Annotated in this window: 17 protein-coding genes, 1 tRNA gene and 1 pseudogene; 10 read left to right on the forward strand and 9 right to left on the reverse strand. The window is 74.3% G+C overall.

Features of this window, described 5'->3' with window-relative positions; translation table 11 throughout:
* Positions 1-396: pseudogene (locus AB0D94_RS29360) on the reverse strand (hypothetical protein); the annotation flags it as partial.
* A gap of 223 nt (positions 397-619) precedes the next feature.
* On the opposite strand from AB0D94_RS29360, the gene AB0D94_RS29365 reads away from it, so the two are divergent.
* Positions 620-1,018, forward strand: a complete 399-nt coding sequence (locus AB0D94_RS29365) for a VOC family protein (protein ID WP_362057651.1) — start codon at positions 620-622, stop codon at positions 1,016-1,018.
* A gap of 12 nt (positions 1,019-1,030) precedes the next feature.
* Positions 1,031-2,368 carry an LRV domain-containing protein gene (locus AB0D94_RS29370; protein ID WP_362057654.1) on the forward strand — a complete coding sequence of 446 codons (1,338 nt, stop codon included), beginning with the start codon at positions 1,031-1,033 and terminating at the stop codon, positions 2,366-2,368.
* Positions 2,369-2,434: 66 nt separating this feature from the next.
* On the opposite strand, the gene AB0D94_RS29375 is transcribed toward AB0D94_RS29370, so the two are convergent.
* Together AB0D94_RS29375 and AB0D94_RS29380 are read right to left on the reverse strand one after the other, a co-directional pair.
* Positions 2,435-3,949 (reverse strand): PE-PGRS family protein, encoded by a 1,515-nt coding sequence (locus tag AB0D94_RS29375; protein WP_362057657.1) that lies wholly within the window; start codon positions 3,947-3,949, stop codon positions 2,435-2,437.
* Positions 3,950-4,041: 92 nt separating this feature from the next.
* Positions 4,042-4,115, reverse strand: a tRNA-Trp gene (locus AB0D94_RS29380).
* A gap of 424 nt (positions 4,116-4,539) precedes the next feature.
* Here AB0D94_RS29380 and AB0D94_RS29385 point away from each other — a divergent pair.
* On the forward strand, positions 4,540-5,880 hold the full coding sequence (locus AB0D94_RS29385; RefSeq protein ID WP_362057661.1) for a glycoside hydrolase family 18 protein: 1,341 nt from the start codon (positions 4,540-4,542) through the stop codon (positions 5,878-5,880).
* A 240-nt stretch (positions 5,881-6,120) separates the two neighbouring features.
* Positions 6,121-7,005, forward strand: coding sequence for an aldo/keto reductase (locus AB0D94_RS29390; RefSeq protein WP_362057664.1), 885 nt, complete (start codon positions 6,121-6,123; stop codon positions 7,003-7,005).
* Positions 7,006-7,017: 12 nt separating this feature from the next.
* Here AB0D94_RS29390 and AB0D94_RS29395 read toward each other — a convergent pair whose 3' ends face one another.
* Both AB0D94_RS29395 and AB0D94_RS29400 read right to left on the reverse strand, forming a co-directional pair.
* Positions 7,018-8,013, reverse strand: coding sequence for a PfkB family carbohydrate kinase (locus tag AB0D94_RS29395; protein WP_362057667.1), 996 nt, complete (start codon positions 8,011-8,013; stop codon positions 7,018-7,020).
* Entirely contained in the window at positions 8,010-8,705 is a 696-nt protein-coding gene (locus tag AB0D94_RS29400; protein ID WP_362057670.1) for a bifunctional 4-hydroxy-2-oxoglutarate aldolase/2-dehydro-3-deoxy-phosphogluconate aldolase, read from the reverse strand. The genes AB0D94_RS29395 and AB0D94_RS29400 overlap by 4 nt, the downstream gene beginning before the upstream one ends.
* A gap of 128 nt (positions 8,706-8,833) precedes the next feature.
* Between AB0D94_RS29400 and AB0D94_RS29405 the strand changes: the two genes are divergently transcribed.
* Positions 8,834-9,628, forward strand: coding sequence for an IclR family transcriptional regulator (locus tag AB0D94_RS29405; protein WP_362057673.1), 795 nt, complete (start codon positions 8,834-8,836; stop codon positions 9,626-9,628).
* A gap of 22 nt (positions 9,629-9,650) precedes the next feature.
* Here the strand turns inward: AB0D94_RS29405 and AB0D94_RS29410 are convergent, their stop codons facing one another.
* The gene (locus AB0D94_RS29410) at positions 9,651-11,993 is read right to left on the reverse strand and encodes a tetratricopeptide repeat protein (protein WP_362057677.1); all 2,343 of its coding nucleotides are present in this window, start codon (positions 11,991-11,993) and stop codon (positions 9,651-9,653) included.
* A 362-nt stretch (positions 11,994-12,355) separates the two neighbouring features.
* On the opposite strand from AB0D94_RS29410, the gene AB0D94_RS29415 reads away from it, so the two are divergent.
* Positions 12,356-14,026 (forward strand): sigma-70 family RNA polymerase sigma factor, encoded by a 1,671-nt coding sequence (locus AB0D94_RS29415; RefSeq protein WP_362057680.1) that lies wholly within the window; start codon positions 12,356-12,358, stop codon positions 14,024-14,026.
* Positions 14,027-14,173: 147 nt separating this feature from the next.
* Positions 14,174-16,603 (forward strand): Helicase associated domain protein, encoded by a 2,430-nt coding sequence (locus tag AB0D94_RS29420; protein WP_362057683.1) that lies wholly within the window; start codon positions 14,174-14,176, stop codon positions 16,601-16,603.
* Between the two features lie 76 nt (positions 16,604-16,679).
* Here AB0D94_RS29420 and AB0D94_RS29425 read toward each other — a convergent pair whose 3' ends face one another.
* Entirely contained in the window at positions 16,680-18,071 is a 1,392-nt protein-coding gene (locus tag AB0D94_RS29425) for a glutamate decarboxylase (RefSeq protein WP_362057686.1), read from the reverse strand.
* A 373-nt stretch (positions 18,072-18,444) separates the two neighbouring features.
* Between AB0D94_RS29425 and AB0D94_RS29430 the strand changes: the two genes are divergently transcribed.
* Entirely contained in the window at positions 18,445-18,837 is a 393-nt protein-coding gene (locus tag AB0D94_RS29430) for a tyrosinase cofactor (RefSeq protein WP_362057689.1), read from the forward strand.
* On the forward strand, positions 18,834-19,685 hold the full coding sequence (locus tag AB0D94_RS29435) for a tyrosinase family protein (protein ID WP_362057692.1): 852 nt from the start codon (positions 18,834-18,836) through the stop codon (positions 19,683-19,685). The genes AB0D94_RS29430 and AB0D94_RS29435 overlap by 4 nt, the downstream gene beginning before the upstream one ends.
* Here AB0D94_RS29435 and AB0D94_RS29440 read toward each other — a convergent pair.
* A complete protein-coding gene (locus AB0D94_RS29440; protein WP_362057790.1) occupies positions 19,637-20,329 on the reverse strand; it encodes a response regulator in 693 nt (230 codons plus the stop codon). The genes AB0D94_RS29435 and AB0D94_RS29440 overlap by 49 nt on opposite strands.
* 101 nt (positions 20,330-20,430) lie before the next feature.
* Positions 20,431-22,035, reverse strand: coding sequence for a sensor histidine kinase (locus tag AB0D94_RS29445; RefSeq protein WP_362057695.1), 1,605 nt, complete (start codon positions 22,033-22,035; stop codon positions 20,431-20,433).
* Positions 22,036-22,141: 106 nt separating this feature from the next.
* Here AB0D94_RS29445 and AB0D94_RS29450 point away from each other — a divergent pair, with 106 nt between their 5' ends.
* Positions 22,142-23,536: a cation:dicarboxylase symporter family transporter gene (locus tag AB0D94_RS29450; protein ID WP_362057698.1), complete on the forward strand. Its 1,395-nt coding sequence runs from the start codon at positions 22,142-22,144 to the stop codon at positions 23,534-23,536.
* Positions 23,537-23,717: the final 181 nt, after the last annotated feature.

Consider the following 23,717-nt stretch of genomic DNA (forward strand, 5'->3'; position numbering starts at 1 on the left):
CGCTTCGTCGACCTGCTCACCCTGGTCTCGGTGATCGCCCCGGCCGTCTACTTTGGTGCGCTCGCCGAACACCCGGCGCAGCGTGCGGTCGGTGGCGGTGGCGCGGGCCGCGAGGACCCGGGCCGGATCGGCGGTCCGCCAGGTGTGGGCGGCGTAGCGCTGCACCATGCGCGGGGCGAAGCTGTAGAAGAGGGAACCGACGAGTTCCGGGCCGACCGGGCCGAGCGGCGCGGCGCGGTAGGCGAAGTACAGGGGCCACCGGTCGTCGGTGGCGTAGCCGAGGGTTCCGGCCTCCTCGTAGGACTCCGGCGCGAAGTAGACGACGGCGTGAACGGGTTCGAGCAGCTGCCACAACCGGCGGATCGTTCCCAGTCCGTGCACACCGCTGTTCGTCATGTCCCTGTCCCCCATGGTCAGTTGAGTGGCGTTGTTGGCAGGTGGCCAGCCTAGGGGGTGCCGGTGGGCCGGGCCGTGGTCGGCCACGACGTGGTCGCTGCCGGAACACGGTGGACTGCGCCCGCAGGGGGTGTTTAAGATCGTGATCAGGGCATCGCGTGTCGGTCACCGGCCGGGTGAGGCATGGAGGCGCCCGTGACGTGCCTTTCGGAGGCATTCACTCATGGCAGTCGAACTGAACCACACGATCATCCACTCCCGTGACAACCGGGAATCGGCCACTTTCCTGGCGGACATCCTCGGACTCGAGATCGGGACCGAATGGGGCCCCTTCATCCCCGTCGAACTCGGCAACGGCGTCACCCTGGACTTCGCCACCATCCCGGCCGAGTCCATCACCCCGCAGCACTACGCGTTCCTCCTCTCCGAGGAGGAGTTCGACGTGTCGTTCGAGAAGATCCGTTCGGCGGGAATCCCCTACTTCGCCGATCCGCACGGCAAGCGGCCCGGCGAGATCAACCACAACGACGGCGGGCGCGGCGTGTACTTCCCGGACCCCGTCGGCCACGGCATGGAGATCATCACCCGCCCGTACGGCTACCAGGAGACAGCGGGCGAGTAGCCCCCGCAGCGTATGAACGAATCCGCAGGCGCCCGTGGTGTGGCGCGCAACCCGAGTACGCCGCTACCGCTGCTCCTGCGGATCCTGCACGCGCGTCAGCCTGACCTCCGGGAGGCTCTGGCCTCCCGGAGGGACCGGCTGCCGGATCCCCTCTACGACGCGATGGTCGCGCATCCGGACGCGGAGGTACGCCGGCGCCTGGCGCGCAACCCGTGCGCGCCGGGGGCCCAGCGGGGGCGGCTCGCGGAGGATGCCGACCCCGAGGTGCGCAGGTTGACGGCCCTGGGGCCCAGCGGCTTCCGCGAGGTGGCCGAGCCGCTGCCCGGCGCGGCCTATGCCCGGCTGGCGGCGGATCCGGTCGTGGCCGTACGGCTCAGCGCGGTGGAGCGGTGGCCGGACCCGCCCGCCGGGGCGCTGGACGCCCTGCTGACCGACCCCGATCCGGCGGTCCGCGAGACCGCTCGCGCCCGGGAGTGCACCGCGCGGCCCGAGCCGGGGCTGCTGCGGGAGGTGCTGCTGCGCGACGAGGGCGATGCCCCGTGGTGGGGCCGGAAGGCCGCGGAGACGGCGCCCCTGGAGCGGGCGCTGGCCGAGGACCTCGTACGGAGCCTGCTCTGGGGGCGGCGCCAGGCGGTCGCGGCCAACCCGCACCTGCCTCCGGACCTGGTGGCGGAACTGGCCCGCGACCCCGATCCGGACGTCCGCCGGGCGGTGGCCATGCGGCAGGAACTGGCGGAGGACCAGCGGGCCGCCATCGACGCGGAGGTGGGCCCGCACGACTACGTCACACCGGCGCGCTGGGCTTCCACCACCGAGGATCCGGCGCTGATGGAGCGGGCGGCGCACTCGCCGTACCTCGGGCTGCGGCGCAGCGCGGCCTGCAACGACCGGCTCCCGCCCGCCCTGGTGGCACACCTGGCGGCCGACGAGGACTTCGTGGTACGGCTGCTGCTGTGCGAACAGCATCCCGCGCCGCCCCCAGACCTGTTGTGGGAGGTCTACCACCACCGTCAGGCCAGTGAGATCACCAGCTTCGAACTGCTGGGGCGTCCGGGTTTCCCTGTGCACCGGTTCGCGCCGCTGGCGCGCAGCGGGACGGAGCACGAGCGGTGGCTCGCGCTACGGGATCCAGGGCTGCCGGAGGCGGTCGTCGACCGGCTCAGCCGGGATCCGAGCGGCGAGGTCCGCCGTGCCGCGGCCACGCATCCCGCGATCGGCCCGGACCGGCTGCTGGAACTCCTGGAACTGCGCGACGACGTCCGGGTGGTGGAGGCCGCGGCCTCGCACCCGGCGCTGCCGGTGCGAGCCATGGAGGCGCAGCTCGCAAGGGCGGGCCTGGCTACGGGCTAGAGGGCAGGGGCTACGGGTTGCGGGCCACCGGCTACCAACTACCGGCCACCGGCCACCGGCCACCCGCTACGGAGCGTCGGGGACCGTGTCGGCCATCCGGGCCATGACCGCGAGCGGCAGCACCGGATTGCGTGCGGCAGCGTCCGCCGTGTGCTCGTCTGCCAGCAGGGCGAGCAGGACCGGCACGGGGAGCCGGGGGTGCCGGGCCGCCATCGCCCGCACGCCGGCGTCCGGATCCGCCAGCAGCCGTACCGCCGCCTCGGCGGAGAGCCGCGGGTCGGTCGCCGCGCGCAGCCGGACCTCCGGGTCCTCGTCACTGCTGAACCGTTCCACCAGCCCGGGCGTCGAGTCCGGGTCGTCGAGGGCGAGCTGCCGCAGCCGGGGGTGCGGGTCCTCGGCGTAGCGCAGCAGGTCGCGCCGCGGGAAGTTCGGGTGCCCGTAGGGGCGGTCGGGGGTGGACAGGCTGCCGTTCCACCACTGCCAGACCTCCAGCAGCATCTCCGCGGGCGCGTCGTCGCACCGCTCGGCGAGGAAGAGGCGTACGACCCGGTCATCGTCCCGGGCCAGCCGCTCCACCACGTCCGGCGGCAGCCGCCGGGCCGTGGCGACGCTGCTGCGCACCAGCAGGTGCGCGGAGGCGGCGAGGCGGCGCATGGCCTCCGGATCCTCGTGCAGGGCCTCGACCCACGGGAGCGGGTGCCGGGTCAGCAGCGGGTCGATGTCCACGCGGACGGCGGCCCGCTGCTCCTCGGTCAGCTCGGGCCGCGTGGACACCGCGAGGCGTACGCCGTCATCCGGGTCGGCGGCCAGCCGTTCGAGGAGGTCCGGGTCCAGGTACGGGTTCCCGGCGAGGGCACGCCGCGTCCGGGGGTCCTCGTCCGCCGCGAGCCGTGCCGCCAGCCGACGCTCCAGCCGGTGGTCGCCGACGAGGTGGCGGTCGCTCTGCGCCGCCTCGAAGAACGCCACGGTGAGCGGTACTTCCTCGTGCCTGGCCAAGGTGACCGCGGTCCGCACGGCCGGGGCGGGGTCCGCGGCGAGCCGGGCCCGTGCCGCGTCACCGAATTCGGGCCAGCCCCCCGCACACGCGGCAGCCCGGACCCGCGGCTCCGGGTCGGCGGCCAGAGCCGTCCGCAGCCGCAGGGGCAGCCCGGAGAAGCGGGCCACCTCCTCCCGGATCCGGACCGAGGAGTCCGCGGCGAGCACCTCGTAGGCCCGGCCGGTCAGTTCGGCGCGGGCGTCGGCCGCGGCGCACAGCATCAGGTGCCGTTTGCGCTGGTCCGGCTCTCCGAGCAGCAGCCTGGACCAGTGCTCGGCCGACATCCCGGCATGCATCCGGGCCTCGGCCAGGCGCCCGCGGACGGCGCGGTCCGGGTGCTCGACGGCCGCGTCCACGACAGCGGAGGGCAGGTCACGGCGCCAGAGTTGTGACGGGGTGGTATCGAGCAGCCGCACCAGGATCTCGTCCGGGGCGGCACGGTTCCAGACCAGGCCGTCCCGACGGGCCTGCCTCAGCCGCTCCCCGACGGCGTCCCCGTACTCCAGCCCGTCCCACTCGTCCCCCGTTGCCCACGCGTCTCCCATCCACCGAAGGTAGACGAGTCCGGGGGCCCGTACGACGTCGGGCCGGACCCTGGAGGGGTCCGGCCCGACGACATGCTGCCGACAACTCTTTGCAGGGGCGGCAGGATTCGAACCTGCGGCCTTCGGTTTTGGAGACCGGCGCTCTGACCAGCTGAGCTACACCCCTTCGGCGAGACCAACCATGACACGGCACGCCCCGAAGATCCACCGAATTCGGCGGGCAACTGGGTGGAAGTTCGCCGCGCGTCACCACACCGGGGGCTTCCGGCCGCCCGATCAGGCCGTTCACCCTGGTCAGCGCGCTACTGGACGGGGTCGTCCGGTCCTGGCCGAGCCGGCCCAGTCGGCTCGCCGTCCGCTCCGTGAGACGGCACGTGCCGGGGGCCGGGCTGCGGACCCGGCGAAGACAGCGACCCGTGGAGCCTGCCCCTGGCGAGCGGCACCAGAGTCCCGTCTTCCGGTCGGCTACCCGGCTGCCACCGGGGCCCACTTCGGGTCGCCCCCTTGACCCACTCTGGTCCAGACCAATAGTTTCCGGCATGCACAGCGCACGCGCACCGCCTCATTCCCCGCATCCGCAAAGGAAGCCCATGCGCCGCAGCATGCTCGGCAGGCTGGCCGTCGCCGCCTGCTCCCTCTCCCTGCTGACCGCCTTCGCGCCCGCCTCCGCCGCCGGCGCGCACGAGGACGACCGCGCGGGCGGCCACGACCGCGCCCACCGAAAAGTCGGCTACTTCACCCAATGGGGCGTCTACGGACGGGACTTCCAGGTCCAGGACCTCGAAGCGAACGGCTCGGCCGGCAAACTGACCCACATCAACTACGCCTTCGGCAACGTCAGCGCGGAAGGAAAGTGCTTCACCGGGAACGTGCCCGGTGAGGCCGACGCCTGGGCCGACTACGGCCGTCCGCTCGACGCCGAGAACTCGGTCGACGGCGTCGCCGACACCTGGGACCAGCCGCTCGCCGGAAACTTCAACCAGCTCCGCGAGCTGAAGGCCAAGCACCCGGGCCTCAAGGTCCTGATCTCCCTGGGCGGTTGGAGCTGGTCCACCCACTTCTCGGACGCCGCCCTCACCCCGGCATCCCGCAAGGCCCTCGTGGAGTCCTGCATCGACCTCTACATCAAGGGCGATCTCCCGCAGGACGGCACCCGCGGCGGTGCGGGCGCGGCCGCCGGCGTCTTCGACGGGATCGACCTCGACTGGGAGTGGCCGGGCTCGGCCGGTGACGCCGACACGAAGTTCCGCCCGGAGGACAAGCGCAACTTCACCGAACTCGTGAAGGAGTTCCGTACGCAGCTCGACGCGTACGCGCACAGCCAGCGCAAGAAGTCCGCGTACGAGCTGACGGCCTTCGTCCCGACCGCCCCCGCCAAGATCGACGCGGGCTTCGACGTCCGCCGGATCATGCGGGACCTCGACTTCGTGACCCTCCAGGGCTACGACTTCCACGTCTCCGGCGAGAAGACCACCGCCCAGCAGTCCGCGCTCTACGCCCGGAACGACTTCAGCGTCGACGGCACGGTGGACGCCTGGCTGCGGCGCGGCGCGCCCGCGAGCAAGCTGGTGGTGGGCATGCCGTTCTACGGGCAGGGCTGGACCGGCGTCAGCGGCGGCGGGGACGGCATGGGCCAGCCCGCGACGGGACCGGCTCCGGCCACCTGGTCCGCCGGGTACGAGGACTACAAGGCGCTGAAGAAGCTGGCCGATTCGGGGACCTACCAGGTCCACCGCGACCGGCGGAACGGCCACGCCTGGCTCTTCGACGGGACCACCCTGTGGACCTACGACGATCCGCAGGTGCTGCGCGCCAAGTCGCGGTACGTCCGCGAAGAGGGCCTGGGCGGCGCCATGTTCTGGTCGCTGGACGCGGACACCGCCGACGGCGAGCTGCTGACGGCCGTGGACCGGGGCCTGCGCGGCCGCTGAGCCGGACCGGGGCGCCTCCGAGGAGGGCGGCGCCCGTACCCCTCCTGAGGGAGGCCCCCCGACGGCGCCGCCGGGCCGCGGACTTCGATCCGGCCCGGCGGCGTCACTCCACACACGCCCACACACGCCCACACACGCTCCACGCACGCGCCGGGCACGCGCCGGGCACGCGCCGGGCAGCGCTAGGACCTGCGGAACTTCCCCCGCGGGGTGGGCGGGAGGCCTCGATACGATCCGCTGATGACCACAGCAAAGATCGACGCGGCCGCCTCCGGCACCTGGACGCTCGGCGACCTGACCGTCAACCGGCTCGGCTTCGGCGCGATGCGCCTGACACACCTCGCCGACGGCTCCCCCAGCGACCGCGACCGGGTGACGGCCGTACTGCGCCGGGCCGTGGAGCTGGGCGTGAACCACATCGACACCGCGGCCTTCTACTTCTCCCCGCTGCGTTCCGCGAACGAGCTGATCAACCGGGCCCTCGCCCCGTACGCCGACGACCTCGTCATCACCACCAAGGTCGGTCCGGGCCGCGACCCCGCCGGCGACTGGTGGTGGGCGGAGCCGGGGCAGTTGCGCGGGCAGGTCGAGGAGAACCTGCGCCAGCTGGGCCGGGACCACCTGGACGTGGTCAACCTGCGCATCCCGCGCCGGGAGACGAGCGGGTCCGTCGCCGAGCACTTCGGGGCGCTCGCCGAGCTCCGCACGGCCGGGCTGATCCGGCACCTGGGGATCTCCAACGCCCGGCCCGACCACCTCGCCGAGGCGCGGGCCATCGCGCCGGTGGTGTGCGTGCAGAACCCGTACGGGCTCGGCTCCCCCGCCGAGGACCACGCCTTCCTGGACCTCTGCGGGGAACAGGGCGTCGCCTTCGTGCCCTTCTTCGCCATCGCGGGCGCGGGCAAGGAGGCCGGGGTGGTCTCGGAGGACGGCGAGCGGGTACGCACCGTGGCCGAGGCACACGGGGTGTCGGCGGCGCAGCTGCGCCTCGCCTGGACCCTCAGCCGCGGGCCGCACGTGCTGGCGATCCCGGGAACGGGGAATCCGCAGCACCTCGTCGAGAACGTGGCCTCCGGGGCGCTGCGCCTGTCCGCGCAGGAGATGGCCCTGCTCGAAGGGGCGTAGGGACTCCCCTGCTCACGCGCTCCGGTGGGCGGCCGCCAGGGCAGCCGTCCGGGCGAAGGGCGGGACGTAGCCGGTGCCGCCGCGCCCGGACACGGACAGGGAGGCGGCGGCCGTGCCGTAGGCCACGGCGTCCGCGAGGGTGTCGCCGAGGGCCAGCCGGGCGGTGGCGGTACCGGTGAAGCAGTCCCCCGCGCCCGTGGCGTCGACCAGATCGGGGTTGACGGGGACGGAGTGGCAGGTGAGTACCCCGTCTTCGTCGAGCAGCAGCCGGTCGGCGCCGGCGGTGACGGCGACCGTACGGGCACCGAGGGCGCGGTAGCGGGCGGCGGCGGTGCGCGGGTCGCCGGTGTCCACCAGGGCCCGTGCGTCGCCCGGGCAGGAGGTCTTGAGCAGGCCGGTCAGGGGCGCGATCCGGGCCAGTAGTTCCCTCGCCTCTTCCCGGCCGGTCAGCCGGGAGCGGAAGTTGGGGTCGTACGAGACGTGCCCGCCCGCCGCGTGCACGGTCTCGGCGGCGGCCAGTACGGCGGCGCGGCTGCTCGGGGAGAGGGCGCCCGTGATGCCGCTGGTGACGAGCGCCGTGGAACCGGTCAGCAGGTGCCGCCAGGAGGCGATGTGCCGGACCGACAGCGTGGATCCGGCGCTGCGCGTGCGCCAGTAGACGAAGGCGCGGTCGCCCTCGGTGTCGGCGGAGAGCAGGTAGGCGCCGTTCGGGTGCGGGGCCCGGCGTACGTGGGAGACGTCCACGCCGAGTTCGGCGGCGCGGCGCAGCAGGGGAACGCTGAGCTCGTCGTCGCCTACGACGGCGAGCAGGGCCGTCCGGGCCCCGGCAGCGGCCGCGGCGGCCGCCGCGTTGAGGGCGTCGCCGGAGTAGGAGATCCGGGCGGGGGTGCCGTCGACGGCGTCCCGCAGGGCGGTGCCGGCGTGGACCTCCACGAGGACCTCGCCGAGGACGAGCACGTCGTACCCGGTCGGCGGGGCGGCGGGCCGGGGCACGGCGGGCCCCGTCACGGGCGGGGCTCCGCGACGGTGCGGTCGGCAGCCCCGTCGGCCCGGCCAGGCCGATCAGGCCGGTCCGCGCAGTCGGCGCAGCACGGCCGGGCCAGCTGGGCGAATACGGCGGCCAGTTCGGCCGGGTCGGCGGGCAGGCCGTCGCCGATGCCGACGGCGCTCGCCCCGGCGGCGAGCCAGTCGTGGACGTCGCCGGGCCGGACGCCCCCGGTCGGGATGATCAGAGCCTCGGGCAGCACGGCCTTGAGGGAGCGGATGAACCGCGGGCCGCCCACGTGGGCCGGGAAGACCTTGGCCGCGCCCGCGGACCGGGCGGCGGAGGCGATCTCCCCCGGGGTGAAGCCGCCTTCGATGAAGACCGCCGCCCGGCGACCGGCGACCTCGCGGACCTCGGGGGCCGGGTACGGGGAGACCAGGAAGGCGGCGCCCGCTTCCAGGGCGGCCTCCGCCTGCCCGGTGGTGGTGACGGTGCCGACGCCGATGAGGGCGCGGCGGCCGTGCGCGTCGGAGAGCGGGACGGTACGGGTGACGGCCTCGGCCCAGCCGGGGGTGGAGGTGGTCAGCTCCACGGCGCGGCAGCCGGCGGCGAGCAGGGCGGCGGCCTGCCGGACGGCCTCGTCGGCATCGGCGTTGCGCAACACGGGCAGCAGCCGCTGGGCGGATATGACCGCGTACGGATGGCAGGACGACAAGGAGCCCTCCTTTTGTTCCACGTAGTGGAACGGAGTATCGTGTACCGGAACCTGTGGTCTAGACCCTACACAGGCTCGGAGATCCCGTGTCAACGGACGAGGCGGCAGAGAAGAAAGAGAAGAAAGACTTGGAAGGGACAGAAAGCGCGGGAGAGGCGTCGGAGCGCGGGCGCGGAGGCCGGACCTCGGCGGCCGGCTCCGCGCTCGAGAAGTCGCTGCGCGTCCTGGAGGCAGTGGCCGCGCCCGGCGGTCCGCACCGCCTCACCGACGTGACGGCGGCGGCCGCGGTCCCGAAGTCGAGCACCTTCCGCATCCTGGCCTCGCTCGTCGAGCAGGGCTTCGTACGCGTGGACGGCGACAGCCGCTACGGCGTGGGCCCTCGGCTGCGCGGGCTGTCCGCCCTGGTCAGCGGAGGGGAGCCGGCGAGCATCGGGCGGATCCTCGGGGAGCTGCAACGCACCACCGGCCAGACGGTCCACCTCGCCCTGCACAGCGGGGAGACCATCACCTACATCCGGAAGCTGGAGGGCGACCAGCCCTTCCAGACGGCTTCCCGGGTCGGCATGCGCATGCCCCTGCACACGACCGCGATCGGCAAGAGCGTCCTGGCCCACCTGCCGGCCGAGGAGGTACGGGCCCTGATCCGCGCCACCGGGCTCCCGCGCCGGACCCCGCGGACGCTCACCACCGAGGAGGCGCTGCACGCGGAGCTGGCGGCGGTGCGCGCGCGGGGATTCGCGCTGGACGACGAGGAGAACGAGCCCACCATCCGCTGTATCGGCGCCGCCGTCCTGGGCCCGGGTGGCCGTCCGGTCGGCGGGGTCAGCGTCACCACCGTCACCTTCCTGGTCTCCCGTGAGGAACTCGAGGCCTACGCACCCGCCCTGCGCGCGGCTACGGAGGCCCTGGCTCCGCTGCTGTGACGGCAGCGCCCAAGGCGTGTCGTCACAGCACCAGTTCCCGGGCGAGGCGCAGATGCCGGTGGCCGTGCTCCAGGCTCCGCCCGGCCGCTTCCAGCGTGCCGGCCACCAGGGCACGGGCCTCCTCCGGCCGCCCGCCGGCGATCAGTGCCCGGGCCCACTCCAGCCGGGCGTGCACCACGTGCGGGTGTTCCTCCCCCAGGACGCCGGTACGGTCGGCCGCCACAGCCGCCCAGGACCGCGCGGCCTCGGCGAAGCGCCCGGCGCGGGCCTCGAGCCCCGCCCGCGCGGCGCGGACGGCCAGGGTGTGCGGGTCGAGGGGGCCGAGCAGGCGCTCCGCGTCCACGAGCAGGGCCGCCAACTGCCGCTCGGCCTCGGCCGTTTCGACTGCTTCGGCTGTTCCAGCCCGTCCAGCTGTTCCAGCCGATTCGGCCCTTTCAGCCCTGTCAGTTCTTGCGGCTCTCTCGGTCGCAGGCGGGGCGGACACGGCCCGGAACCAGATCAGGCCGCGCCGGGTGGCCACCACCTGCGGGTGGTCCGGCCCGTGGCGGCCCAGCCGGTCGGTCAGCAGCGTCTCCAACTGCCGGGCCGCCGACCGGGGGTCTCCGGCCAGGCCGGTGAAGTACGCCAGTTGGTGCCGGGCCGCCAGGGTGTCCGGGTGGCCGGGGCCGAGCGCCGCCCGGGTGTCGGCCACGAGGGTGGCGAACCGGGCGGCGGCGGCCCGGGCGTTGCCCGCCTCCCCGGTGAAGTACGCCAGCTGGTGCCGGGCCGCCAGGGTGTCGGGGTGGCGGGGGCCGAGCCGCAGCTCCCGCCGACGGACGATGCCCGCGAGGTCCGCTGCGGCCCTGCGCGGTCGCCCGGAGTCGCCGACGGCGAGGGCCAGCGGCAGTTCGGCCGCGGTGACCCCGCCGCTCCGGGCCCGGGTGAAGGCCTGGACCGCGCGGCAGAGGCGCCCCTCCTGGTGGGCGACGAGCCCCATGTCGTACGCGTCCTCGGCCTCGGCGCGGGCCAGCAGCCCCTGCCACAGGTGGTCGGGAACGGGCCCGAGGCCCGGTGCGTTCAGCACGTAGCCGCAGGCGGTGTACCCGTGCGCGCGGCTGCCGGTCAGCAGGGCCCCGGTGGTGCGGTCCGCCCCGCGCGCCCAGTCCAGGGCCTCCGCGAAGGGCTCGGGCCGCAGGGCCTCGCCGCCGCGCCCGGCCAGGTAGGGCAGGTGCAGCGCGCGCAGCCACTCCTCGGCGACCGGGCGGCGCAGCCCGGCCCGCCGGCAGTCCACCGCGGCGGCCAGGACGGCCGCGCCGCGCGGATGGGCACCCGCTGCCCATCCGCTGTCCCACCGGGCCGGCAGTCCGGGCGCGCCCGCCAGAACCTCGGCGACGCCGAAGCGCCCGCCAGCGCCCAGGGCCGCCGCGATCCGCGGATCGTCCCGGTGGGCCTCGGCCCGGCGCCGCTCCCCGGGAGACCAGCTCCGGTCCAGGCGGATGACGGTCGCGCGGCCGAGCAGGTCCCGCCGGTCCCGCCAGGCATCGCGGTCGGAACCGGTGAGCCGGCTCGCGTCGCGGGCCTCGTAGCGCCCGTACTCGTCGGTCCGCATCGTGGCGACCACCACCGCCCGGCGCAGCCCGTCCAGTTGGGCGGCGGTGAGGCCGCCCGCGCCGAGGTACTCCTCCAGGTCGTCCAGCCACAGGACGGCGTGCCGGCGGCGCCCGGCGACCCGTACGGCCTCGGGCAGCGCGGCCCGGGTCAGCGGGCGGACGAAGGCGTACCGGGGGTGCAGCGCGCGGGTCACCTCGTACGCGAGCCGGGTCCTGCCCGCCAGGGGCTCGCCCACCACCAGCACGAAACCGGGCCGGGACAGGGCTGCGCGCAGCCTGGGGGCCGCGTCGCGCTCGATGTACGCGGGGGTCGCGGCGCCGGCCTCCACCGAGCGGACTCCCGCCGGATGCACCTCCGCCGCGCGGTCTCCCCCCGGGTCCACCTCCGCCGAGCGGACTCCCCCCGGGTCCACCTCCGCCGAGCGGACTCCCCCCGGCTCCGCCTCCGCCGCGTGGGCCCCGCCCGGGCGCACCCCCGCCGAGTGAGCCCCAGCCGCAGGGGCCCCGACCGTATGGGCCCCGACCGGACTTGCCACCGCCGGGTGGACCCCGGCCGTTTCGGGCCGGTCCAGCGTGCGCAGCCGCGGTATCCGCCCGGCAGGGGTGCGCAGCAGCGCCCCGGCGGCGCCCCCGGCCGGCTTCCCGGACCGCGGCCGGCCGGCGGCCAGAACCGCCAGACCGGCCAGACCGGCCAGACCGGCCAGACCGGCCAGACCGGCCAGACCGGCCAGACCGGCCGCACCGGTCAGCGCCGCCAGCGCGGTCACCCCGGTCACGGCCGCGGCGAGGCGGCTCCGCGTGCGACCTGATCCCCGTAAGAGCAACGTCGGCATGCCGCCCCCCACACCCGTCCCGTAACCGCCCATTGTCACCCGATCAGGCGTTCGGTGACCCCAACGGGCGGGACTGCGGCCGGAGTTCCCGGCCGGGGCGGGCGGCCCCTGGCCCCGGCGCCCAGGGTGGTGGCGGGGCCCGCACCGGGGGATGCGATGCTGACGGCGCCGCGGCGGACCCCCCGCCACACGGCTCCCCCGAGAGGCCACGCACCAGTCTTCGGGATAAGTGTTATCGGAGCCCCACTCGACGGTCTCCCAGTCATTGGGCATCATCGACCGCCGGTACGGACAGGGATCATCACATGAGTACACAGCACACGGCAGAGCTGGTGGCAGCGGCCCGCGCGGGCGACCCCCGCGCGCAGGACGCGCTGGTCAGCGCCTACCTTCCGCTGGTCTACAACATCGTCGGCCGGGCTCTGGGCGGGTCCTGCGACGTGGACGACGTGGTGCAGGACACGATGCTGCGGGCGCTCGACGGACTGGGCGGCCTGCGCTCGGACGAGAGCTTCCGGTCCTGGCTGGTGGCGATCGCGATGAACCGGGTACGGGCCTACTGGCAGGCCCGCCAGAGCGGCTACGGCGAGAGCGCCCTCGAGACGGCCGCGGACATCGCCGACCCGGGCGCCGACTTCGCCGACCTGACCGTCGTACGCCTCCAGCTGGAGGGGCAGCGCCGCGAGACGGCCCGCGCCACGCGCTGGCTGGAACCCGACGACCGGGGGCTGCTCTCGCTCTGGTGGCTGGAGTGCGCCGGCGAGCTGACCCGCGCCGAGATGGCCTCGGCCCTGGAGCTGTCCCCGCAGCACACGGCGGTCCGGGTGCAGCGGATGAAGGCCCAGCTGGAAGCGGCCCGGGTGGTGGAGCGGGCCCTGGACGCGCAGCCCCCGTGCGACGGGCTGCGGACGGTCACGGCGGGCTGGGACGGCCGGCCCTCGGCGCTGTGGCGCAAGCGAATAGCCCGGCACGCGCGGGAATGCGTACGCTGCTCCGGGCTCTGGAGCGGCCTGGTCCCGGCGGAGGGCCTGCTCGCCGGTCTGGCCCTCGTCCCGGTCTCGGCGGCCCTGCTGGCCGGCGTACGGGCGGCCGGCGCGGCGGAATTCGGCCTCGCGGGATCGGCGTCCGCCGACGGCTCCGGGGCGGACTTCGCGGACGCGGCGACCCAGCTCACCCCGGTCGCCACGACCATGCCCGCGGAGGGGGCCGGCGGGGCGCCCGGCAGCCGGGGCGCGCTCCGCAAGCGGCGGCAGAACCGCCGCCGGGTGATCGGGGGCGCGGTGCTCGCCGCGTGCGTCACCGGCGGCGGCCTGGTGTACCTCGGCACGCTCCCCGGTTCCGGTCACTCCGAGGCGGACGGGGGCGCCCCCGCCTCCCCCCTGACCGCACTGTCGGCGACGGACTCCGCCGCCCTCCCCTCGGAATCGGCCTCGCCCACCCCCTCGGCGTCCGCGTCACCGTCTCCCTCCCCCTCGGCCTCGGTTTCCGCGTCCGCCTCGCCCAGCCCGTCGACCGCGAGCCCGAGCCCCTCTCAGCCGCGCAGCAGTTCGCCGACACCGCGTGCCTCCGCGCCGGCGCCGGCTCCCGCCCCGCAGGGCGTGGCGGGCCAGGTGGTGGCCCTGGTCAACAAGGAGCGGGCGGCCGCCGGCTGCGGCCCGCTCAAGGAGGACGCGCAGCTGCGCACGGCCGCCCAGGGGCACTCCGACGACATGGCGAACCGGGACTTCTTCTCCCACACCAGCCCGGACGGCTCGGACCCGGGCAAGCGGACGACCGCCGCCGGGTACCGCTGGTCGACGTACGGGGAGAACATCGCGAAGGGCCAGCAGACCGCCCAGTCGGTCATGGACAGCTGGATGAAGAGCCCGGGCCACCGTGCGAACATCCTCAACTGCTCATTCAAGGACATCGGCGTGGGCATCCACCAGGGCCAGGGCGGCCCCTGGTGGACGCAGAACTTCGGCGCCCGGATGTGAGCGGACACTCCCGCGCCCGGTCCGTGTCTTCCGGCGTGGCCTCACCCGCTCCCGCCCCCGATGAGTCAAAATGGGGGCGGGATAGAGGCTGGAGCGGAACCGCCTGATCAGCGGGCGGCGCGGCGAGGACGGTGGGGTGACGGCAGGGTGAAGAAGGAGCTCCGTCCGCACCAGCGCGAGGCGGTCGACGCCGTGGTGCGGGCGCTGGAGCTGCCCGCCGGGGGCCGGGTGCCCGAGGCCGGACTGCGTACCCAGGTGATCATGGCGACGGGCTCGGGGAAGTCCCTGGTCGCCGTCGGCTCGGCCGAGGAGCTGCGGGCGGGACGGGTGCTGGTGCTGGTGCCCTCCCTGGACCTGCTCGCGCAGACCGCCGGGGCCTGGCGGGAGGGCGGCCGGTCCGGCCGCTACCTCGCCGTGTGCTCGCTCGCCGAGAAGGACGCGGGCGCGCCCACCACGACCGATCCGGCCGAACTGGCCCGCTGGGGCCGCCTCCCGGGGGATCGGGTGACGGTGTTCGCCACGTACGCCTCACTGGGCCTGGGCACCATCGAACGCGCGCACCTCGCCGGGCTGCCCGGCTGGGACCTGATCGTGGTGGACGAGGCGCACCGGACGTCCGGGCGGATCGGCAAACCCTGGGCCGTGGTGCACGACAACGCGCGGATCCCCGCCGTCCGGCGGCTGTACATGACGGCCACGCCGCGGGTCTGGCAGGACGGCGAGGAGGCCGAGGGCGACCGTCCGCCGGGCCGCGGCGAGCTGGTGGCCTCCATGGAGGACGACCCGCGGGGCCCGTTCGGCGCCCGCTGCTACACGCTGTCCCTGTCGGCGGCCATCGACCGCGGGATCTGCGCGCCGTACCGGGTGGTGTGCGTGGACGTCACCGATCCGGGTTTCCAGGCGGCCTCGCTGCTGGGCCGGGACGGACGCTCGGACGCGGTGCGCGGGGCGCGGCTGGCCGCGCTCCAGGCGGCGCTGGTGAAGGCGGCCGCCGACCAGGGCTTCCGGCGGACGCTCGTCTTCCACCACCTGACCAAGGAGGCCGAGGCCTTCGCCGCCGGACTGCCCGCGGTGGCCGCGCGGCTGCGGCTCACCAGCCGGTCCCCCCGGCCGGAGTACCCGCGTACCGTCTGGGCGGACTGGCTGTACGGGCAGCACACGGCGGCGCACCGGCGCCGGGTGCTGGACGCCTTCGCGGACGGCCGGATCGCCGACAAGGCCTTCCTGGGCAGTGTCAGGGTGCTGGGCGAGGGGGTGGACACCAAGGAGTGCGACTCGGTCTTCTGGGCCGACGTACGGGGATCCATGCCCGACCTGGTCCAGGCGGTCGGCCGGGCGCTGCGGATCCGGCCCGGGGAGGGCAAGGTCGCCTCGCTGGTGGTGCCGGTGCTGCTGGGGCCGGGCGAGTCACCCGAGACGATGCTGACCTCGCGGGCGTACGGGGACCTGGCGCGGCTGCTGGAGGCACTGCGGGCCCACGACACCCGGCTCGTGGAGTCCCTGGCCCAGCCGCAGGCGCCGAGCCGCCGGGGCAAGCCCGCCGCGACCTCCGGCGTGTCGGGCGGGGCACGGTCCCTGCTGAGCTTCTCCACGCCCAGGGACCCGGCGCAGCTGGCGGCCTTCATCCGGCTGCGGGTCCTGCATCCGGAGCGCGAGCACTGGCGGCGCGGGGTGGAGGCGGCGCGGATCTACGCCGCCGGGGCCGGGGACCTCAAGGTGCCGTTCGCCTTCCAGGTCCCGGCGGGCGGCGAGGGCTGGCCGCCCGGGCTGGCCCGGTTCCCGCTGGGGCAGTGGATCGCGGACGCGCGGCGCACGTACCGCCGGGGCGCGCTCGGCCGGGAGCGGGCGGCGCAGCTCGATGAACTCGGCATGGTGTGGAGCCACTTCGACGTAGCGTTCGAGGAGGGGCTGGAGGCGGCCCGGGCCTGGGCGGCGGAACACGGCCACCTGCTGCCGCCGGTCGAGGCGACCTGGGGCGGCGCGCCCGTCGGCGTGTGGGTCAAGAACCAGCGGGCGGCGGCCCGCCGCGAGGGGCCCGGGTCGCTCTCGGCGGAGCGCCGGGAGGCCCTCGACGCCATCGACCCCTCCTGGTGCCCGGCCTGGGACATCGCCTGGCAGCGCGCCTTCCATCTGACCCGGGTCCACCTGGACGGGGGCGGCCGGCTGCCGCTGGGCCCCGGCGAGGTGCTCGTACAGGGCCAGGACCTGGGCGTATGGGTGCGCGGCCAGCAGTTGTCCTGGGAGCGGCTGTCCTGGGCCCAGCGCTGGCTCCTGGAGCACACCCTCGGCCTGACCCCGCAGGCCGGGGCGGGGCCGGTGCGGCAGCGCCGCGGCCATGCCCTCGCGTGGGCGGAGCACCTGGAGGCGGCACGGCAGTTCCACTCCCGCGAGCGCCACCTCAGGGTCCCCCGCAAGCACGTGGAGCGGGTCGGCGACCGGGAGCTGCGCCTCGGCTCCTGGATCGCCAATCAGCGCTCCCGCGCGGACTCCCTCGCGCCGGAACGGATCGAGGCGCTGACCGCCCTGGGGATGCACTGGCCGTCCCCGCGTCAGCCGGGGCAGGTCGCGGGTCACTGAGCGGGGCCGGTCAGGCCCCCGTCCGGTCCGTCCGCCTCCCCGCCGGGGGAGGAGGCGTATGGTCCCGGCCGTCGGCTCAGTGGTGGAAGCCGGAGCGGGGTTCGGTGGCCGGGGCCGGCGGGGGCGCCGTCCGGAGGTGTTCCACCGCCCGGCGCAGGTCGGTGACGAGCAGGGCGATCTGATCGCGGGTCACGCCGTGCCGGACCAGGACCCGCTGGATGACCGTCTCCTCGCGGTCGGCGGGCAGCGGGTACGAGGGCACCTGCCAGCCCCTCATCCGCAGCCGGTCGGAGAGGTCGTAGAGGCTGAACCCGGCTCCGGCCGGGTCGCTGAGCGTGTAGGAGACCGCGGGCAGGGCGCCCTGGCCGTCGTACAGGAGGGTGAAGGGGCCCATCGCGGCGATCTCCCGGGCCAGGTACTGGGCGGTCTCGGCGCAGGCCTGCTGGACGCGCCGGTAGCCGCCCCGGCCCAGGCGCAGGAAGAGGTAGTACTGGGCGACGACCTCGCCGCCGGGGCGGGAGAAGTTGAGGGCGAAGGTGGGCATGTCGCCGCCCAGGTAGTCCACGTCGAAGACGAGGTCCGCGGGCAGCAGGTCGGCGGTGCGCCACACGATCCAGCCGACGCCGAGGGGCGCGAGCCCGTACTTGTGGCCGGAGGTGTTGACGGAGGCGACGCGCGGCAGCCGGAAGTCCCACACCACCTCCGGGTGGAGGAAGGGCGCCACGAAGGCGCCGCTGGCTCCGTCCACGTGGATGGGGACGTCCCAGCCGTGCTCGGCCTGGATGCGGTCGAGTTCGGCGGAGATCGCGGCGACGGGCTCGTAGTCGCAGGTGTAGGTGACGCCGAGGATGGCGACGACGCCGATGGTGTTCTCGTCGACGTGCGCGGCGAGCTGATGGGGTCGCAGGCCGGTGGCGCCGGGCTCCAGGGGGACCTGGCGCAGTTCGACGTCGAAGTAGCGGGCGAACTTCTCCCAGCAGATCTGGACCGGGCCGCAGACCAGGTTGGGCCGGTCCGTGGAGCGGCCCTCGGCACGGCGGCGGGCGCGCCAGCGCCATTTGAGGGCGAGGCCGCCGAGCATGGCGGCCTCGCTGGAGCCTGTGGTGGAGCATCCGGTGGCCGCGGCGCCGGGCGGCGCGTTCCAGAGGTCGGCCAGGATGTTGACGCAGCGGGCCTCGATCTCGGCGGTCTGCGGGTACTCGTCCTTGTCGATCATGTTCTTGTCGAGGCACTCGTTCATCAGGCGGTGCACGCCGTCGTCCGACCAGGTGGTGCAGAAGGTGGCCAGGTTCTGGGCGGCGTTGCCGTCGAGGAGCAGTTCGTTGTGGAGCAGCTCGTAGACGACCTCGGTCGACGCGTGGTCGTCGGGCATCCGGTACTTGGGGAGGATCTGGCCGCTCAGTGCGGACGCGAACACGTCCGTGTCGGCATCGATGGCGCGGGTGTCCTTCGTCTGATGAAGAGCCATATCGGGACTATAGGGAAGAACCGGAGGATCCCGGCGGAAGCCAACTCCGGAGCGGCCCCACCCCGACCCCGCTCCGACGCCCGCCCCGACCCCGCTCCGGCACCCACCCCGACTCCGCTCCGGCGCCGCCCCGCCCCCGCCGGGCCGCTCCGGAGCATCTCTTCCGGCCGTCTCCGCGGTGTGACCTCCTCCATAGCGCCCCCGCACAGCCGTAAGAATTACTGTCCAGTAGCATTGGGTCCGCAGATCTTCCCGTCCGAGCCGTCGGAGCCGCTCCGGACGGGAAGATCATCCAACTTGTTGTACCGGCAACTTATCGGCACATGTCCGGATTCCGGCAGCCCGTCTCCCGCGCCCTGATACCTCTCGGGCCATGAACACGATCACCCGCCGTCAAGCCTTAGGCACCTCCGCCGGCGCACTCGCCGCTCTCGGCCTCACCGCCGCCGCCGCGACGGCTGCCGCCGGCACCGAGCCCGCCTCCGCCGCCGCCGTCGGCACCGCCCGCACCGTCGACGAGGTCTACCAGGGCCGCCGTATCCAGATCACCCCCGGAGCGGGCGGCCACCACGGCGGGCACCACTCCCCCGGCATGCCCTCCGTGCGGATAGACGGGCGCGAGCTGCACGTCATGCGCAACGCCGACGGCAGCTGGATCAGCGTGATCAACCATTACGAGACCTACGCCGACCCCACCTCGCTCGCCCGCGCCGCGGTCCGCGATCTCCAGGGCGCTGCCCTCGTCCCGTTCGGAGGTGCGGCATGACCGTCCGCAAGAACCAGGCCGCGCTCACCCCCGAGGAGAAGCGCGCCTTCACCGCCGCCCTGCTGGAGCTCAAGCGCACCGGCAGCTACGACCGCTTCGTCACCACGCACAACGGCTTCATCATGAGCGACACCGACTCCGGCGACCGGGTCGGGCACCGCTCCCCGTCCTTCCTGCCCTGGCACCGGCGCTTCCTGCTGGAATTCGAGGCGGCGCTGCAGAAAGTGGACGCGAGCGTGGCGCTCCCCTACTGGGACTGGACCACGGACAGAACCGCCCGGTCCTCCCTCTGGGCCCCCGACTTCCTCGGCGGCACCGGCCGGGCCCGCGACGGACAGGTCCTCGACGGGCCGTTCGCGTACGCGACGGGGAAGTGGGACATAGCCGTACGGGTGGACGGGCGCGCCTACCTGCGGCGCGCGCTCGGCACCGGCGTGGCCCAGCTGCCGACCAAGGCCGAGGTGGACTCCGTACTCGCCATGCCGGTCTACGACATGGCCCCCTGGAACAGCTCCTCCAACGGCTTCCGCAACCACCTGGAGGGCTGGCGCGGCGCCAACCTGCACAATCGGGTGCACGTGTGGGTCGGCGGGCAGATGGCGACCGGGGTGTCTCCCAACGACCCGGTGTTCTGGATGCACCACGCCTTCATCGACAAGCTGTGGGCCGAGTGGCAGACACGGCATCCGCAGTCCACGTACCTGCCCGGCGCGGGTACCGCGAACGTCGTGGACCTGCACGACACGATGCGGCCCTGGAACGACGTGACCCCGGCGGACATGCTGGACCACCGGAAGTTCTACACCTTCGACACCGAGCCCGCCGCGGCCTCCGCCAGCCAGCGGTAGTGCAGTTCGGGGCGGCCGACCTGGCCGTACCGGGGGGTGCGGTCCGCGCGGCCCGTGTCCACCAGGTGCTCCAGGTAGCGGCGGGCGGTGATCCGGGAGATGCCGGCCGCCTCGGCCGTCCCGGCCGCGGTCAGCCCCTCGGGAGCCGCCCGCAGCAGCGCGGCGACCCGGTCCAGGGTCGGCGCGCTCAGCCCCTTGGGCAGCTGCGCGGGGCGGGGCGCCCGCAGCGCGGCCATCGCCCGGTCCACGTCGTCCTGGCCGGCCGCCTCGCCCGCCGCCGCGCGGAACTCGGCGTAGCGCAGCAGGCGTTCGCGCAGGGTAGGGAAGGCGAAGGGCTTGAGCACGTACTGGACCACGCCGAGGGAGACGCTCTCGCGGACCACGGCCAGGTCCCGCGCCGAGGTCACCACGATCACGTCCACGGGGTGTCCGGCGGCCCGCAGCCCGCGTGCGAAGCGCAGCCCGTGTCCGTCGGGCAGGCCCAGGTCGAGCAGCAGCAGGTCCACCCGGGTCCGTTCCAGGGCGCGGGTGGCCTCGGCGAGCGAGTGGACGACGGCGACGGCCGTGAAGCCCGGCACCCGGCCGATGTACAGCGCGTGCGCGGCGGCGGCGACGGGGTCGTCCTCGACGACCAGCACCCGCACCTCGGCCGGGCCCGCCGGGCCGGCCGCACCGGCCCCGTCCGCCGGGCCGCCCCCGCGGACCGTACCCGTGGGGCCCGGCGCGCCCGTTCTGCCCGTGGTGCTCATGCGCGGACCTCCCGAGCCAGCGGCAGTCGTACGGTGAACTCGGCTCCCCCGCCCGGTACCCCCGCGGCCTCCGCGCTGCCCCCGTGCCGGTGGGCCACCTGCCGGACGAGGGCGAGGCCGAGGCCCCGCCCTTCCCCCTTTCCCGACCAGCCGCGCCGGAACACATCGGCCGCGGCCCCCTCGGGCAGCCCGGGGCCGTTGTCGGCGACGCGCAGCAGCAGCTCGTCACCGTCGGGCCGGACGGTGACCGCGATCCGGCCGCCCGGGACGCCGGTGAGCGCATCCACGGCGTTGTCCACGAGGTTGCCGAGCACCGTGACGAGGTCCCGGGCGGGCGGGTTGCCGGGGCCGCCGTCGATGGCACTGCTGTCCGGGGTGACGACCAGCTCGACCCCCCGTTCGTGCGCCTGGGCGGCCTTGCCGAGCAGGAGCGCCACCAGCACCGGCTCGCCCACGGCGGCGATCACCTCGTCGGTGAGGGCCTGGGCGAGTTCCAGTTCGGCCGTGGCGAAGTCCACCGCCTCCTGGGCCCGGCCGAGCTCGATGAGGGAGACCATGGTGTGCAGCCGGTTGGCCGCCTCGTGGGCCTGGGAGCGCAGGGCCTCGGTGAAGCCCCGCTCGTGGTCCAACTCGCCTGTGAGCACCTGGAGTTCGGTGTGGTCGCGCAGGGTGACCACGGTGCCGCGGCGGCCACCGCCCGCGACGGGTGAACTGCTGACGACGAGCACCCGGTCCGCGGTCAGGTGCACCTCGTCCGTCCGGGGCCGGTCGGCGAGCAGGGCTCCGGTGAGCGGCGCGGGCAGGCCCAGGTCTGCGACCGCGGTACCGGTCATCTCGCCCTGGAGGCCCAGCAGTTCCCGTCCGGCGTCGTTGATCAGGGTGATCCTGCGCTGTCCGTCGAGCATCAGCAGCCCTTCGCGGACGCCGTGCAGGGCCGCCTGGTGGTAGTCGTACATCCGGCTGAGCTCGGCCGCGTTCATGCCGTGGGTGTGCCGGCGCAGCCGTGCGTTGACGATGTACGTGCCGAGGCCGCCGAGGGCGAGGGCGCCGGCCGCGACCCAGGCGAGTGCGGAGAGCTGCGCGGCCAGGCGGGCGCTGATCGCGCGGACGGTGATGCCGGCGCTGACCATGCCGACCACCTCGCCCTCGTCGGTGAGCGGGGTGACCACGCGGATCGAGGGGCCGAGGGTGCCGGTGTAGGTCTCGCTGAAGGTCTCGCCGCGCAGCGCGGGTGCGGTGTTGCCCAGGAACCGCTCGCCGATCCGGCGCGGGTCGGGGTGGGTCCAGCGCCGCCCGGCCGGGTCCATGATCGTGACGAAGTCCACCCCCGAGTCCACTCGCACCCGCTCCGCGTACGGCTGGAGCGCGAGCGAGGGGTCGGTGCCGCGTACGGCCTCCCGTACGGCCTCGCGGACCGACGGGGAGTCGGCGACCGCGCGGGCGACGGCCCCGGCCTGACGCCGGGCGGCGTCCTCGGCCTGGCCGCGCGCGGTGGCGTACGCGAAGACGGCGCAGCCGGCGACGACCACGGCGACCAGCAGCACCTGCATGGCGAAGAGCTGACCGGCGAGGCTACGGGGCGGTCGGGGCAAACGGAACATGGCGCTCAGTGTGCACCCGGCCGTGAACTCAATGAACGCAAGGGTGACCGGGGTCACAGCGCCGGGTGATGGTCCTCCCGGGACGTATTCACCACCAGGAGGCATCGTGGCCGCCAGGCGCGACAGAACGCACTATCTCTACATCGCGGTGATCGCCGCGGTGCTCCTCGGCATCACCGTCGGCTTCGCCGCCCCCGGTGTGGCCGTGGAGCTCAAGCCCCTGGGCACGGGCTTCGTCAACCTCATCAAGATGATGATCTCGCCCGTGATCTTCTGCACGATCGTGCTGGGCATCGGCTCGGTCCGCAAGGCGGCCAAGGTCGGGGCGGTGGGCGGACTCGCCCTCGGCTACTTCATGGTCATGTCCACGGTGGCGCTGGCGATCGGACTGCTGGTCGGCAACCTGCTGGACCCGGGCAGCGGCCTGCACCTGACCGAGGCCGCCCGCAGCGCCGGTGAGGCGCAGGCCAAGGCGGGCGGGGCCGAGAGCACCCCGGAGTTCCTGCTCGGGATCATCCCGACCACCCTGGTGTCCGCCTTCACCGGCGGCGAGGTACTCCAGACGCTGCTGGTGGCGCTGCTGTGCGGGTTCGCGCTGCAGGCCATGGGAACGGCCGGCGAGCCGCTGCTGCGCGGGATCGGGCACGTGCAGAAGCTGGTGTTCCGGGTGCTGGCGATGATCATGTGGGTGGCGCCCGTGGGCGCGTTCGGGGCCATCGCGGCGGTGGTCGGGGCGACCGGCCTCGACGCACTGAAGTCCCTCGCCGTCATCATGATCGGCTTCTACACGACCTGTCTGCTGTTCGTGTTCGTGGTCCTGGGCACGCTGCTGCGGGTGTGTACGGGGGTCAGCGTGTTCGCGCTGCTGCGCTACCTGGGCCGGGAGTTCCTGCTGATCCTGTCCACCTCCTCGTCGGAGTCGGCGCTGCCGCGGCTCATCGCGAAGATGGAGCACCTGGGCGTCTCGCGCCCGGTCACCGGCATCACGGTGCCCACGGGCTACTCCTTCAACCTGGACGGGACCGCGATCTACCTGACGATGTCCTCGCTGTTCGTGGCGGAGGCCATGGGCACGCCGCTCGCGCTGGGCGAGCAGATCTCCCTGCTGCTCTTCATGATCATCGCTTCGAAGGGCGCGGCCGGGGTGACGGGCGCCGGACTGGCCACCCTCGCCGGAGGACTCCAGTCCCACCGACCGGAACTGGTCGACGGCGTCGGTCTGATCGTGGGCATCGACCGGTTCATGAGCGAGGCCCGCGCCCTGACGAACTTCGCGGGCAATGCGGTGGCGACGGTGCTCATCGGCACCTGGACGAAGGAGTTCGACCACCACCGGGCCACCGAAGTCCTCGCGGGACGCCTGCCGTTCGACGAGAAGACGCTGGTCGATGACGCCCACTACGGCGAGCCCGCCGGCAGCCCCGCCCCGGGTGACGCCCTGGGGAAGAGCGAGGCCATGCCGTTCCAGCCGGACGGCCACAAGGACGGCGTACGGGTGTAGAGGGTTCCGGCGCCGATCCGCCGGACACCCCGATCCGGAACGCCCGCACGGGCCGGCCGGGCAGGGCTCGCCCCCACGGTGCCCAGCCCGGCCGGACCCGGCACACACCCGCACAACTCACCCATACTCGGTTCCCGGCCACCGATAAACGAACCCCGGTGTTGTAAAAGGTACTTCCGCA

The organism is Streptomyces sp. NPDC048255, assembly GCF_040652415.1.
Classification (GTDB): Bacteria; Actinomycetota; Actinomycetes; order Streptomycetales; family Streptomycetaceae; genus Streptomyces.

Excerpts from the sequence above, each read along its gene's own strand:
- AB0D94_RS29365 (WP_362057651.1), top strand. The coding sequence starts at position 620 with ATGGCAGTCGAACTGAACCACACGATCATCCACTCCCGTGACAACCGG.
- AB0D94_RS29370 (WP_362057654.1), top strand. The coding sequence starts at position 1,031 with ATGAACGAATCCGCAGGCGCCCGTGGTGTGGCGCGCAACCCGAGTACG.
- AB0D94_RS29375 (WP_362057657.1), bottom strand. The coding sequence starts at position 3,949 with ATGGGAGACGCGTGGGCAACGGGGGACGAGTGGGACGGGCTGGAGTAC.
- AB0D94_RS29385 (WP_362057661.1), top strand. The coding sequence starts at position 4,540 with ATGCGCCGCAGCATGCTCGGCAGGCTGGCCGTCGCCGCCTGCTCCCTC.
- AB0D94_RS29390 (WP_362057664.1), top strand. The coding sequence starts at position 6,121 with ATGACCACAGCAAAGATCGACGCGGCCGCCTCCGGCACCTGGACGCTC.
- AB0D94_RS29415 (WP_362057680.1), top strand. The coding sequence starts at position 12,356 with ATGAGTACACAGCACACGGCAGAGCTGGTGGCAGCGGCCCGCGCGGGC.
- AB0D94_RS29425 (WP_362057686.1), bottom strand. The coding sequence starts at position 18,071 with ATGGCTCTTCATCAGACGAAGGACACCCGCGCCATCGATGCCGACACG.
- AB0D94_RS29430 (WP_362057689.1), top strand. The coding sequence starts at position 18,445 with ATGAACACGATCACCCGCCGTCAAGCCTTAGGCACCTCCGCCGGCGCA.
- AB0D94_RS29435 (WP_362057692.1), top strand. The coding sequence starts at position 18,834 with ATGACCGTCCGCAAGAACCAGGCCGCGCTCACCCCCGAGGAGAAGCGC.
- AB0D94_RS29445 (WP_362057695.1), bottom strand. The coding sequence starts at position 22,035 with ATGTTCCGTTTGCCCCGACCGCCCCGTAGCCTCGCCGGTCAGCTCTTC.